9 protein-coding genes and 1 tRNA gene are annotated in these 13,307 nt (G+C 67.1%); 9 read left to right on the top strand and 1 reads right to left on the bottom strand.

Going from position 1 to position 13,307, the window contains the following annotated elements; genetic code table 11:
- The first annotated feature begins 135 nt into the window (after positions 1-135).
- The 9 genes from MTBUT4_RS01730 to MTBUT4_RS01770 all read left to right on the top strand — a co-directional run bounded on the left by MTBUT4_RS01730 (position 136) and on the right by MTBUT4_RS01770 (position 12,630).
- On the top strand, positions 136-1,365 hold the full coding sequence (locus MTBUT4_RS01730; protein ID WP_173977936.1) for an LL-diaminopimelate aminotransferase: 1,230 nt from the start codon (positions 136-138) through the stop codon (positions 1,363-1,365).
- The gene (locus tag MTBUT4_RS01735) at positions 1,362-2,651 is read left to right on the top strand and encodes a homoserine dehydrogenase (RefSeq protein ID WP_173977937.1); all 1,290 of its coding nucleotides are present in this window, start codon (positions 1,362-1,364) and stop codon (positions 2,649-2,651) included. Before MTBUT4_RS01730 ends, MTBUT4_RS01735 begins: the two co-directional genes overlap by 4 nt.
- A gap of 13 nt (positions 2,652-2,664) precedes the next feature.
- Positions 2,665-3,669, top strand: a complete 1,005-nt coding sequence (glpX, locus tag MTBUT4_RS01740) for a class II fructose-bisphosphatase (RefSeq protein ID WP_173977938.1) — start codon at positions 2,665-2,667, stop codon at positions 3,667-3,669.
- The gene (recJ, locus tag MTBUT4_RS01745) at positions 3,666-5,459 is read left to right on the top strand and encodes a single-stranded-DNA-specific exonuclease RecJ (protein WP_173977939.1); all 1,794 of its coding nucleotides are present in this window, start codon (positions 3,666-3,668) and stop codon (positions 5,457-5,459) included. The genes glpX and recJ overlap by 4 nt, the downstream gene beginning before the upstream one ends.
- A gap of 61 nt (positions 5,460-5,520) precedes the next feature.
- Positions 5,521-5,596: transfer RNA gene (locus MTBUT4_RS01750), tRNA-Glu, on the top strand.
- A gap of 449 nt (positions 5,597-6,045) precedes the next feature.
- Complete coding sequence (locus MTBUT4_RS01755) at positions 6,046-7,482, top strand: DUF3375 domain-containing protein (RefSeq protein WP_173977940.1); 1,437 nt, start codon at positions 6,046-6,048, stop codon at positions 7,480-7,482.
- Entirely contained in the window at positions 7,479-8,072 is a 594-nt protein-coding gene (locus tag MTBUT4_RS01760) for a DUF4194 domain-containing protein (protein WP_173977941.1), read from the top strand. Before MTBUT4_RS01755 ends, MTBUT4_RS01760 begins: the two co-directional genes overlap by 4 nt.
- A complete protein-coding gene (locus tag MTBUT4_RS01765; protein ID WP_173977942.1) occupies positions 8,069-11,458 on the top strand; it encodes an ATP-binding protein in 3,390 nt (1,129 codons plus the stop codon). Before MTBUT4_RS01760 ends, MTBUT4_RS01765 begins: the two co-directional genes overlap by 4 nt.
- A gap of 26 nt (positions 11,459-11,484) precedes the next feature.
- Positions 11,485-12,630: a DUF3322 domain-containing protein gene (locus tag MTBUT4_RS01770; protein WP_217424091.1), complete on the top strand. Its 1,146-nt coding sequence runs from the start codon at positions 11,485-11,487 to the stop codon at positions 12,628-12,630.
- Here MTBUT4_RS01770 and MTBUT4_RS01775 read toward each other — a convergent pair.
- Positions 12,600-13,250: a hypothetical protein gene (locus MTBUT4_RS01775; RefSeq protein ID WP_173977944.1), complete on the bottom strand. Its 651-nt coding sequence runs from the start codon at positions 13,248-13,250 to the stop codon at positions 12,600-12,602. The two genes, MTBUT4_RS01770 and MTBUT4_RS01775, sit on opposite strands and share 31 nt — an antisense overlap.
- Positions 13,251-13,307: the final 57 nt, after the last annotated feature.

Genomic DNA, 13,307 nt, shown 5'->3' on the forward strand with positions numbered 1-13,307 from the left:
CGGTCTACCTAAAAAGATATCGATTCTTAACCCCCGGCGCGCTAGATATGGCCCTTTCCGGGCCTGCCGCCGGGCCGTGTCCGGCCCATCTTCCCGCGGCGCTGCGCCCCGAAGGCGAGTGAAGAGATCGGCGTCATGAGCAGCGACAACGAATTCCACCGCATCAAGCGGCTTCCGCCCTACGTCTTCGCCGAGGTCAACGCCATGAAGGCGCGCGCCCGCGCCGCCGGCGAGGACATCATCGATTTCGGCATGGGCAATCCCGACCAGCCCACCCCCGCCCACATCGTCGAGAAGCTGGTGGAAGCCGCCCGCAACCCGCGTGCCCACCGCTATTCCATGAGCCGCGGCATCCCCGGCCTGAGGAAGGCGCTGTCGGGCTATTACCAGCGCCGCTTCGCCGTCGACATCGACCCCGAATCGGAATGCATCGTCACCCTCGGCTCCAAGGAGGGGCTGGCCAACCTGGCCAACGCCATCACCAGCCCCGGCGACATCGTGCTGGTGCCCAATCCCAGCTATCCCATCCATCCCTACGGCTTCATCATCGCCGGCGGCTCGTGCCGCTACGTGCCGGTGACCCCCGATGCCGAGTTCCTGCGGGCGCTGGACCGCGCCGTCCGCCATTCGGTGCCCAAGCCCATCGCCCTGGTGCTGAACTATCCCAGCAATCCGACGGCGTTGCTGGCCGATCTCGACTTCTACGGCCAGGTGGTGGAGTTCTGCCGCCACCACGGCATCTGGATCCTGTCCGACCTGGCCTATTCCGAGATCTACTTCGACGTGGCACCGCCGCCCTCGATCCTGCAGGTGCCGGGGGCCAAGGACATCGCGGTGGAATTCACCTCCATGTCCAAGACCTACAACATGCCGGGCTGGCGCATCGGCTTCGCCGCCGGCAACAAGAAGCTGATCGGCGCGCTGTCGCGCATCAAGAGCTACCTGGATTACGGCGCCTTCACCCCCATCCAGGTGGCCGCCGCCGCCGCGCTGAACGGGCCGCAGGATTGCGTCGACGAGATCCGCGCCATGTACAAGGAGCGGCGCGACGTCCTCATCGAGGGCCTGCACGCCGCCGGCTGGGAGGTCCCCAGCCCGCCCGCCACCATGTTCGCCTGGGCCCCCATTCCGCCGGCCTTCGCCCATCTCGGCTCGCTGGAATTCTCCAAGCTGCTGATGCGCGAGGCGCAGGTGGCGGTGGCCCCGGGCATCGGCTTCGGCGAGTACGGCGATGCCTTCGTCCGCATCGGCCTGGTCGAGAACCGGCATCGCACCCGCCAGGCGGTGCGCAGCATCAAGTCGTTCCTGGGCAATTACGACAAGGTCCTGGAAGAGTCCGAGAAGAAAAGGGCGGTGGCATCATGAGCAAGGGTTTGAGGATCGCGATCGCCGGCCTGGGCACCGTCGGCGGCGGCACCGTGCAACTGCTGCACGACCACGCCGCGCTGCTGGAGGCCCGCGCCGGCCGCAAGCTCGAGCTGGTCGCCTGCGCCGCCCTGGCCAAGCCGGACGATCTGCCGCTGGACGGCGTGCCGTTCTTCGCCGACGCCCGCGCCATGGCCGCCGAGGCCGATTACGACGTGCTGGTGGAACTGATCGGCGGCGCCGGCGGCATCGCCCTGGAGGTGGTGAAGACCGCCCTGGGCCGCGGCCGCTCGGTGGTCACAGCCAACAAGGCGATGATCGCCCATCACGGCGTCGAGCTGGCCCGCCTGGCCGAGGACAAGGGCGCCGCCATCGGCTTCGAGGCCTCGGTGGGCGGCGGCATCCCCATCATCAAGTCCCTGCGCGAGGGCCTGGCCGGCAACCGGGTGACCAAGGTGATGGGCATCCTCAACGGCACCTGCAACTACATCCTCACCACCATGCGGGATCAGGGCCGCGACTTCGCCGACGTGCTGGCCGAGGCGCAGCGGCTGGGCTATGCCGAGGCCGATCCCGGCTTCGACATCGACGGCATCGACACCGCCCACAAGCTGGCCATCCTGGCCAGCCTGGCCTTCGCCATGCCGGTGGACATCGACCGGGTGTCGTGCGAGGGCATCCGCCACGTCTCGGCGCTGGACATCCGCTATGCCGACGAGCTGGGCTACCGCATCAAGCTGCTGGGCGTCGCCCAGATGGGCGAGGACGGCGCGGTGGAGACCCGGGTCTATCCCGCCATGGTGCCGCTGTCGTTCCCGCTGGCCCATGTGAACGGCGTCTTCAACGCGGTGGTCACCGAGGGCGACTTCGTCGGCCGCACCGTGCTGGAAGGCCGCGGCGCCGGCGCCCGCCCGACCGCCTCGGCGGTGGTCTCCGATCTGATGGACATCGCCCGCGGCCGCACCACGCCGACCTTCGGCGTATTGGTGGCGGCCCTGGCCGAGCGCCCCAAGGCGTCGTCCGGGTCCCACCATTCCGCCTTCTACATCCGGCTGATGGTGCGCGACGAGCCCGGCGTCTTCGCCGACATCGCCGCCGCGCTCCGGGACGAGAAGGTCTCCATGGAACAGATCATCCAGCGCGGCCGCGCCCCGGACGAGGTGGTGCCGGTGGTGATGACCATGCACGAGACCGACGAGGCCGCCATGATGCGCGCCATCGACCGCATCGCCGCCCTGCCGGCGGTGGCCGAGCCGCCGCGCCTGATCCGCATCGAAGCGCTTTAGGGGACGAGACCGCATGCCCAACCGCATCTTCGTGCCGCCGCCCTGGGCCCTGGACCGCAATCTCGCCCTCGAGGTGGTGCGCGTCACCGAGGCCAGCGCCCTGGCCGCCTCGCGCTGGATGGGCCGCGGCGACGAGCGCGCCGCCGATCAGGCCGCCGCCCAGGCCATGCGCGAGGCGTTGAACTCCCTGGCCATGGACGCCCGCATCGTCAACGGCGCCGGCTCCGAGACCGACCGCCCGCTGCACGCCGGCGAGACGGTGGGCGACGGCAACGGGCCGCACCTGGACGTGGTGCTGATCCCGCTGGAGGGCAGCACCATCTGCGCCAAGGGCAGCCACAACGCCCTGTCGGTGGTGGCCGCCTCGGAACGCGGCGCCTTCCTGCAGGTGCCCGCCGACATCCACATGGAGAAGCTCGCCGCCGGCCCCGGCCTGCCCGACGGCATCCTCGACCTCGACGACGCGCCCGAGACCACCCTGGCCCGGGTCGCCGAGGCCAAGGGCGTCGGCATCGCCGATCTGGTGGTGTGCATGCTCGACCGGCCGCGCCACGGCGACCTGCTGGGCCGCGTCCACGAGGCCGGAGCGCGGGTGGTGCTGATCGATGACGGCGACGTCTCGGGCGCCATCGCCGCCGCCCTGCCCGACAGCGGCATCGACCTCTACATGGGTTCGGGCGGCGCGCCCGAGGGCGTGCTCGCCGCCGCCGGGCTGAAATGCCTGGGCGGCCAGATGCAGTGCCGCCTGGTGGTGCGCAGCGAAGACCAGCGCTCGCGCGCCCGCGCCGCCGGCATCGCCGATCCCAGCGCCAAGTGGGGCATCGACGCCATGGTCCGCGGCGACGTCATGTTCGCCGCCACCGGCATCACCGACGGCCACATCCTCGAGGGGGTGCGCCTGTTCCCCGGCGGCGCCTTCAGCCATTCGCTGGTGATGCGCTCCAGCACCGGCACCGTCCGCCATCTCTCCTCGCGCCACGATTTCGAGCGCAGCGCGAGGCTGCACCAGCAGGCATGACCGCCCTGCCCCCCGCCCCTGCCCCCGTTCAGCCCTTCCTGGGGGTCGAGCGGTCGCTGACCGGGCGGCGCTGGCAGGCGGCGGCCGGCGACGAGCGGCTGGCCCTGACCCTGTCGCAGCGCCTGGGCCTGCCCGAGGTCATCGGCCGGGTGCTGGCGGCGCGCGGCGTCGGGCTGGACGACGCCGCCGACTTCCTGTCCCCCACCCTGCGCGCCTTCCTGCCCGATCCCGGCCACCTCAAGGACATGGACAAGGCGGCGCGGCGCATCGCCGCTTCCGTCCAGTCCGGCGAGACCATCGGCGTGTTCGGCGATTACGACGTCGATGGCGCCACCTCGTCGGCGCTGCTGAAGCTGTTCCTGGAAGCCGCCGGCGCCACCGTTCGGGTCCACATCCCCGACCGCATCGCCGAGGGCTACGGCCCCAACCTGCCCGCCCTGCTGCGCCTGAAGGACGAGGGAATCGGGCTGGTGGTGACGGTGGATTGCGGCACCACCGCCTACGCCCCGCTGGCCGGCGCCGCCGCGGCCGGCCTGGAGATCATCGTCGTCGATCACCACGAGGCCGAGCCCGCGCTGCCCGAATGCTACGCCCTGGTCAACCCCAACCGCCTGGACGAGGACAGCCCGCACGGCCACCTGGCGGCGGTGGGGGTGGCCTTCCTGCTGGCGGTGGCGGTCAACCGCGACCTCAAGACTGCCGGCTGGTACCGGAACCGCCCCGCCCCCGATCTGCTGCAATGGCTGGACGTGGTGGCGCTGGGCACCGTCTGCGACGTGGTGCCGCTGACCGGCGTGAACCGCGCTTTGGTGGCGCAGGGCCTGAAGGTGATGGCCAGGCGCGGCAATGCCGGGCTGGCCGCCCTGGCCGACGTCGCCGGTATCAAGGAACGCCCCGACGCCTATCACCTGGGCTACGTGCTGGGTCCCCGGGTCAATGCCGGCGGACGGGTGGGCGAGGCGGCGTTGGGCACCCGGCTGCTGTCCAGCGACGACCCGGGCGAGGCGGCCGACATCGCCCGGCAGCTGGACGGCTTCAACCGCGACCGCCAGGAGATCGAGGCGGCGGTGCTGCTGGAGGCCATCGAGCAGGTGGAGGGCAGCCCCGACGACGGCCTGCCGCTGCTGCTGGCGGCCGGGGAGAACTGGCATCCCGGGGTGATCGGCATCGTCGCCGGGCGGCTGAAGGAACGCTACAACCGCCCCGCCTGCGTGGTGGCGCTGGAAGGCGCCGAGGGCAAGGGCTCGGGCCGATCGGTGGCCGGGCTCGACCTGGGGGCGGCGGTGATCGCGGCGCGCCAGGCCGGCATCCTCAAGGCCGGCGGCGGCCACGCCATGGCCGCCGGCTTCACCGTGGCGCGCGACCGCCTGCCCGACTTCCGCGCCTTCGTCGCCGAGCGCCTGAGCGCCCAGATCGCCGGCGAGCTTGTGCCGGTGCTGGAACTGGACGGCGCGCTGGACGTGGCCGGCTGCACCCCGGCCCTGGTCGAAACCCTGAAACAGGTCGGCCCCTTCGGCGCCGCCAACCCCGAACCCCGCTTCGCCGTGGTCGCCGCCCGCATCGTCAAGGCGGACGTGGTCGGATCGGGCCATGTCCGCCTGATCCTGGCCGGGTCCGGCGGCCAGCGCTGCAAGGCCATCGCCTTCCGCTCGGCCGATTCGGAACTGGGCCATTTCCTGCTGCGCGCGCAAGGTTCGGCCGTCCACCTGGCCGGCACGCTACGGGTCGATACCTGGCAGGGCAACACCAACGTTCAACTGGTGGTCGACGACGCCGCCCCGGCACGATGACGGACTCGCTGAAGCAGCTTGATTTTCCCCCCCAACCCCGATATCAAGACGCCCTCGCCTCGTCCCCTTCGTCTAGAGGCCTAGGACACCGCCCTTTCACGGCGGCGACACGGGTTCGAATCCCGTAGGGGACGCCAAGCGCATCAGTGGGTTAGTGTTCCGCTGCTGGAACTTACCCAATTATTACCCAAAATCGATGATGGTGGAGGCTGGTCGGTGAGACCGGCTGAGATGATGGCTGGCGCCCTGGGGGGCCTGACGCCCGTCCTGGGGTCGGCCGCTGCCCCGTGGCTTCGTGCGTTGCCAGACCCCTGGGGACTCGCAGGATTTCCTCGGCATGAGCCGGGCTGAGGTCGGTGTATCGGCTCGACGAACTTTCAACGCAGGAGCTGGAACGTGGTCGGGGCCACTCCTGTGGCAGAGATGTAAGATGTCAGGGGGCCCGTCCCCCCGGGTGGTGTAGCAGCATCATCCCCAGGCGGGCGCAAGAAACCGCAGGCTTGTGCAAGTCAGCAGACCCTTTACGGTTGCGTCTCCCGGTGCCCACTCCTAACATTCCAAGGATATCTGATGAGCTGGTGACGCCATGGATTTCGGCACGCTTACCACTCTGCGCAAGACGCATCCGGGTTGGCGATTGTTGGCCGCCGGCAATGTGGTGATGGTGGCGAGTTTCCTTCATCGGGCCTTCATCGCCCCGAACCAGCGATCCATGTCTCAGCCCGACCTGGCCGCAAGGCTCGATGACTTCTTGTTTGATGTGGGGCGCGAGGGGTTTCCCCGCCCGGCAGCCGAATACCTCGACGAATGGGCGTCGGATCGCAATGGGTGGCTGCGGAAATATTATCCACCCGACAGCGACCAGGCCCATTTCGACCTGACTCCGGCGACGGAAAAGGCCATCGAGTGGCTGTCGAGCCTGCAACAGCGCCCGTTCATCGGCACCGAGTCGCGGCTTATGACGGTATTCGAGTTGCTGCGCCAACTGATCGAAGGCTCCCAGCTCGACCCCGCCCAGCGCATTGCCGAGTTGGAGAAACGTAAGGCGCGGATCGAAGCGGATATCGCCCGCATTCGCCGCGACGGCGTGACGCCGATGGATGACGTGCAAATCAAGGACCGCTTTCTGCAGATGGCCGGTACCGCCCGCGGGCTGCTGTCGGACTTCCGCGAAGTCGAGCAGAATTTCCGCGATCTCGACCGGACCGTGCGCGAAAAAGTCGCCACCTGGGATGGGGCGAAGAGCGTGTTGCTGGAGGAGGTCTTCGGTCGCCACGATGTGATCGCAGACTCCGACCAGGGGCGCAGCTTCCGGGCTTTTTGGGATTTCCTGATGTCGTCCGATCGCCAGGAGGAACTGGGGCGGCTGCTGGATGCGGTGCTGAAGCTGGAGCCGGTGAAGGCCCTGGAGCCCGACCGGCGGATACGGCGCGTTCATCATGACTGGCTGGAGGCGGGCGAGGGCGCCCAGGCGACGGTGCGCCGCCTGTCGGAGCAGTTGCGCCGCTATCTTGACGACCGGGCCTGGGCCGAGAATCGCCGCATTCTCGACCTGATTCGAAATATCCGCCAGGGAGCTCTGGCCGTTCGCGACAGTCCCCCCGCCGGCGACTTCATCGCGTTGGAGAAGCCGGCACCTGAAATCGATCTGCCCTTCGAGCGCCCCTTGTTCACACCGCCGCTGAAGGCGCGCATCACATCGGGCGAACTTCAGGAGGGCAAGGAAGAAGTGGCCACCGAATCCCTCTACGACCAGACCATGGTCGATCGGGACCGCTTGGCTGCCGCCATTCGTCGGGCTCTTCAATCCAGGCCGCAGGTGTCCCTTGGGGAAGTGGCGATGACGCAACCGCTGGAACAGGGATTGGCGGAACTGATGACCTATCTCGGCCTAGCCGCCGAGGATGCCGCGGCCTTGATCGATGATCGCCTGAAGGACTCGGTGTTCTGGGATGGCGAGGACGGCGTCACGCGAAGGGCGACGCTGCCCATGGTGGTGTATTGCCGCGAGGCCGCATCATGACCCAAGCCCCGCACCATTTGTCCCGCGTCATCATCAGCCTGATGAAGGGGGTGATCTACGAGGAGGAGGATCGGCCCCTGTGGCAGGCCATGCTGGGCCAGCAGGCCCATGTCCGTGACCATGTGGGCGTGCTGGGCCTGGACCTGGTGCTGGACGAGGCCGAGGGCTACGCCTTCCTGCGCCAAAGACAAACGGATGAAGCCGATGAGGAACAACCGCTTCCCCGTCTGGTGGCCAGGAGGCCGCTGGGATTCCCGGTCAGCCTTCTGTTGGTGCTGCTGCGCGAGAAGCTCATGGAGCTGGACACCAAGGGCGGCGATACCCGCCTGATCCTGGATCGGGACCAGGTGGTGGAGATGATGCAGCTGTTCCTGCCCGACAGCAGCAACCAGGCCAAGATAACCGACAAGATCGACAGCCATATCGACAAGGTGGTCGACCTGGGGTTCCTGCGCCGGCTGCCCGGCCAGTCGGGCCTGTTCGAGGTCCGCAGGATCCTCAAGGCGTTCGTCGATGCCCAGTGGCTGGGCGAGTTCGACCGGCGGCTGGGTGAATACCGGACCCGCCTCGCCGGCGGAGAGGTGGAATGAACGAACTCGCACCGGCAATCCAGCCCGACGACGACACGCCGCCGCCGCGAACCGGATTCCGCCTGGCGCGGCTGGAGGTTTTCAACTGGGGGACCTTCGACGCCAAGGTGTGGGCGCTGGACTTGGGTGGCGAGAACACCTTGCTCACCGGTGACATCGGTTCCGGCAAGTCCACCCTGGTGGACGCGGTGACCACGCTGCTGATCCCGAGCCACCGGATCAACTACAATAAGGCGGCGGGGGCCGATCAGCGCGAGCGCGACCTGCGCTCCTACGTTCTGGGCTATTACAAATCGGAAAAGGGAGAGAGCGGCGCCTCGGCGAAGCCTGTAGCCTTGCGTGACCACAACACCTATTCGGTCATCCTCGGGCATTTCCGCAATGACGAACTGGGCCAGGACGTGACCTTGGCCCAGGTCTTCTGGATCAAGGACCATGTGAACCAGCCCGACCGCTTCTTTGTCGTGGCCGGCCGCAGGCTCTCCATCGCCGGTGATTTCGGCGGCATCACCGGCGAAATCGGCGTTTTGAAGAAACGGCTGCGGGCACAGGACGATATCATCCTGACGGAAAGCTATCCGCCCTATTGCGCGGAATTCAGCCGCCGGTTCGGGATCGGCAGCGATCAGGCGCTGGAGCTGTTCCACCAGACCGTGTCCATGAAATCGGTGGGCAACCTCACGGACTTCGTGCGCAGCCATATGCTTGAAGCGTTCGAGGTCGATAAGCGGATCAACGCGCTGGTCCTGCATTTCGATGATCTCACCCGCGCCCACGATGCGGTGGTCAGGGCCAAGCGGCAGATTTCGCTGCTCACGCCGCTGGTCGCCGATTGCGACCGCCATGCCGCCCATGTCGCCGAGGTGACGGGCTTGCGCGAATGCCGCGACCTTGCGCTGCGTCCATGGTTCGCCGGGTACAAGGCGGACCTCCTCGGGTCCCGGTTGGCCGGCCTCGATCAGGCCTTCAGGCGGCAGGAGGCCAAGGTCGCGGATCTCTCGTCCGCCCAGGCCGGGCATGTGAAGCGAAGGGGCGAACTCGAGCAGGCGATACGTGACCATGGCGGTGACCGCCTGCAAACACTGCGAAACGACATCGCCACACAGGAAAAGGAGCGGGATTCCCGTCGCAATCGGGCCGATGCATATGACCGGGTTGTCCAGGATTTGGGATTCCCGGCTGTCATCGACCAGGAAACCTTTCTTGCCAACAAGGACAGGCTGACGCGAGAGCGCGAGGATGCTCAGGCCCGCCAGGCCGAGGCCCAGAATGCCCTGGTCGAAGCCGAAGTCGGGCTGCGCGATCTGAAGCGGAAGCATGACGCCGTCGATGCGGAGCTAAAGTCGCTGCGCCAACGGCCGTCCAACATCCCCAAGCAGATGCTCGATCTGCGGAACGCGCTGTGCCACGCCACAGGTATCGCCGCCGAGGATCTGCCCTTCGCCGGTGAGCATCTGCGGGTGCGGCCCGAGGACCGCGTCTGGGAAGGCGCCGCCGAACGCCTGTTGCACAGTTTCGCCCTATCCCTGCTGGTTCCCGATGCGCATTACGCCAAGGTCGCCGAGTGGGTAGACCGCACCCATCTGGGCGGCCGTCTGGTCTATTACCGGGTCCGCGACCGCGGATATTCGGTCAGCGCATCCCCTGGCCCGACCTCCCTGGCGCGCAAGCTAGAGATCAAGGCCGACTCGTCCTTCTATGCCTGGCTGGACGGGGAAATCGGGCGTCGCTTCGATTATGCCTGCTGCGACACCCTCGACCAGTTCCGTCTGGAACGTCAGGCAATCACCCGCCAGGGCCAGGTCAAGGGCAACCACGACCGCCACGAAAAGGATGATCGCCGGGCCATCGATGATCGCACATCCTATGTTCTCGGCTGGTCGAACACCGACAAGATTGCGGCTTTGGAAGCGCAGGCCCGGGGCCTGGAGCGGCAGATTCAGGCCGCGGCCGACAATCACCGCATTCTTCATGAAAATGCGCGCAAGCCGGGCGAGCAGTTGCAGCGCCTGAGCAAGCTGGAAGCCTGGGCCGAGTTCCGCGACATCGATTGGCGCGGCCCGGCCTCTCTGATCCAGCGGCTGGAATTGGAAAAGCGGGAAATCGAAGCATCCTCCGATGTTCTGCGGACGCTGGAGGGGCAACTGGCCGGGGTCAATGACGCCGTGGCGCAGGTGGAGGGCGAACTCGAAGCGGCCAAAAGGGAAAAGAACTTTGCCGAGGAGAAAATCCGGGCCGCGCGGGAGGTCTTGGAGGCGGCCGTCAAGGAACGCGACGGCGTTCCCGCCGACGTCGCCGAGCGCTGTTTCCCGGAATTGGAGGCGATGCGGGCGGAAGCCCTGGGCGACCGCAAGCTGACGGTGGAGTCCTGCGACAACGCCGCCCAGGACATGCGTGAATGGCTTCAGAAGAAGAAGATCGACGTGATCGATCTGCGCGTGACCGCTACCCGAGACCGCATCATTTCGGCCATGACCGCCTACCGCAAGGAATATCCCCAGGAAACCCTCGAAGTAGACTCCACCCTGGAGTATGCGCCCGACTATTGCCGGATGCTGGATGATCTGGTTCGTGACGGACTGCCCCGCTTCGAAGCCGACTTCAAGAAGCAGCTCAACGAGAACGCCATCCGCGAGATCGCCAACTTCCAGTCCCAGCTGAACCGCGAAGTGGGCGAGATCGAGGAGCGCATAGAGCGGATCAACCTCTCTCTGGTCACCATCAATTACAATCCCGGACGCTACATCCTGCTGGAGGCCGAGCGCACCCAGGACGCCGACATCCGCGCCTTCCAGCAGGACTTGCGCGCCTGTACGGAATCGGCTCTGACGGGATCGGACGAGGACGGCTATTCCGAGGCCAAGTTCCTCCAGGTCAAGGCCATCGTCGAGCGTTTTCGCGGCCGGGCCGACACGGCAGAGGCGGACAAGAGGTGGCGGAACCGGGTCACCGACGTGCGCAACTGGTTCGTCTTCGCCGCGTCGGAACGCTGGCGCGAAACCGATGAGCCTTACGAGCACTATTCGGATTCGGCCGGCAAGTCGGGCGGCCAGAAGGAAAAGCTGGCGTACACCGTCCTTGCCGCCAGTCTGGCTTACCAGTTCGGCCTGGACTGGGGCAGCGGGCGGGCGCGCACATTCCGTTTCGTGGTGATCGACGAGGCCTTTGGGCGCGGCTCGGACGAATCGACCCGCTACGGCCTCCAGCTCTTCGGCAGCATGGGGCTTCAATTGCTGATCGTCACCCCCTTGCAGAAGATTCCGGTGATCGAGCCCTTCGTGGCGGCGGTCGGTTTCGTCGACAACCCCAAGGGCGACCGGTCCCGCCTGACCAACCTCAGCATCGAGGAATACCGGGCGGGCCGAGAGGCCCGGCGCGGCGCATGACGACGGGGTGGACAACCGCCGCCGATATGGAGGCCCAGATCCGCCGCCTGTGGGACCAGGGGAGGATTCTGTCCGCCCGCCTTGGTTCCGAGCCTCTCTTTCCCTTGAAGCTCCGCTTCCGGGCACCGGAGTCCAAGGATTTGGGCGAGCAGTTCGCCGCCGTGCGCGACTGGATTGCCGCTCTGGAACTGAGCAGCCAGCGGGGCTTCAATATTTCCTGGCGCGAGGTGAACCACCGGCAGCTCGGGCGCAACCGGGTGCCCGATGGGATCGAAATTCCGGACGAGACCACGGCGCTGCGCCTGATCGGGAAATCCCGCGAGGCGGCGGCCTTCACCCGCCTGGCCGATGCCACGCTGAGTGCCTTTCCGCAGCTTGCCGACTGGCTGGCGCGGCGGCCGCTGACCATCCTCGAGCATGCCGATGACTGGCCGCGTGTCCTGGCCGTGCTGGCATGGTTCCGCAGTCACCCCCGTCCCGGGCTTTATCTGCGCCAGCTCGACATTCCCGGGGTGGATACCAAGTTCATCGAAGGGCACAAAGGGCTGCTGTCCGACCTGCTTTCGCTGACGTTGCCGCCTGAGGCCATGGATGCCACCGCGGTGGGCGCAAAGGGGTTCGAACAGCGGTTCGGCCTGCTGTCCAAGCCGCCCATGGTGCGCTTCCGTATCCTGGACCCGGCCCTGGCCCTGGGCGGCCTGACCGACCTCACCGTCCCGGCTGCGGAATTGGCCGCCACGGCACCACCTGGGCGGCGGGTCTTCATCACCGAGAACGAGGTCAACGGCTTATCGTTTCCGTCGATGCCGGATGCCATCGTCATCTTCGGCCTGGGGCACGGTATCGGCATGCTGGACGAGTTCGCATGGCTGCATGCCCGGCAAATCCACTATTGGAGCGACATCGATACCCACGGATTCGCCATGCTCAGTCGCTTGCGGGCATCGTTTCCCCACGCGCAATCCTTCCTGATGGACCGACGCACCTTGCTTGCGCATCGTCCGCTCTGGGGCCGCGAAGAGGTTCAGCACGCCGGGCGGATGGACCACCTGACCGATGATGAGCGGGCGCTTCTGGACGACCTCAGGGCGGACCGCCTCGGCGAGCGCGTGCGGCTGGAGCAGGAGCGGATCGGCTTTCGCTACCTGACCGAATGGCTGAACGGCGGGTGACGATGACACCCTATCGCCACGCCGCGTCGATCACCACCGCCCGGACCTGGCGGCCGGCGTCCGAAAGGCCGGCCGCCTGGGCGGCAAACACCTGGCGCGCCGGTTCGAGACCGGTGCCGACGTTCGTTTTGGCCGTTCATTGCCGACCGCACATAAGCCAACCCATCGGGATGATCTTGGTGGACCAGAAGACGGATGATTTCCGCCACTGTTTCTTCCTGCAAATCGGGTTGGTTCAGGGTCTCCACCAGGGTGCGGCCGAGCTCCACGTCCCATACCCCTTTCAGGCAGTAGGAGGGCGAATTCGTGCCACAACGCTTGAACGCATCGCGAAAGGCCGCCGCCGCCGGCGCATGACAGCGCTTTCCCAGGCGCGGCCCCAAGGTCTCGTCGTTGTTGAGGGAATGAGTGACGATGGCGGGCGCCCATCGTTCCCACGCCTCCCGTGGCAGGCGGTCCAGCCGCGATGGATCAAATTCCTCCAGGTGCTCCAACGCCCGGTACCCGGGGAGCATTGAACCGCCGTCGGGGTGTCCGACAGCAAGACTGGCCTCCGCCGCAGGAACGGCCATTGCACGGCTGTCGTCATTCAGGTGTTGCCAACCCCACAATGCGGTCACGCCGCCGCTCTTACACCAATCCCTGGGACACGATCCGAATGCTTCCGCCGGACTCAG

Origin of the sequence: Magnetospirillum sp. UT-4 (genome assembly GCF_902729435.1) — a bacterium.
In the GTDB taxonomy this organism is placed as follows: domain Bacteria; phylum Pseudomonadota; class Alphaproteobacteria; order Rhodospirillales; family Magnetospirillaceae; genus Magnetospirillum.

Bases quoted from the DNA above. Each gene is read 5' to 3' on its own strand.
- MTBUT4_RS01730 (WP_173977936.1), top strand. From the start codon at position 136: ATGAGCAGCGACAACGAATTCCACCGCATCAAGCGGCTTCCGCCCTAC.
- MTBUT4_RS01735 (WP_173977937.1), top strand. From the start codon at position 1,362: ATGAGCAAGGGTTTGAGGATCGCGATCGCCGGCCTGGGCACCGTCGGC.
- glpX (WP_173977938.1), top strand. From the start codon at position 2,665: ATGCCCAACCGCATCTTCGTGCCGCCGCCCTGGGCCCTGGACCGCAAT.
- recJ (WP_173977939.1), top strand. From the start codon at position 3,666: ATGACCGCCCTGCCCCCCGCCCCTGCCCCCGTTCAGCCCTTCCTGGGG.
- MTBUT4_RS01755 (WP_173977940.1), top strand. From the start codon at position 6,046: ATGGATTTCGGCACGCTTACCACTCTGCGCAAGACGCATCCGGGTTGG.
- MTBUT4_RS01760 (WP_173977941.1), top strand. From the start codon at position 7,479: ATGACCCAAGCCCCGCACCATTTGTCCCGCGTCATCATCAGCCTGATG.
- MTBUT4_RS01765 (WP_173977942.1), top strand. From the start codon at position 8,069: ATGAACGAACTCGCACCGGCAATCCAGCCCGACGACGACACGCCGCCG.
- MTBUT4_RS01770 (WP_217424091.1), top strand. From the start codon at position 11,485: ATGGAGGCCCAGATCCGCCGCCTGTGGGACCAGGGGAGGATTCTGTCC.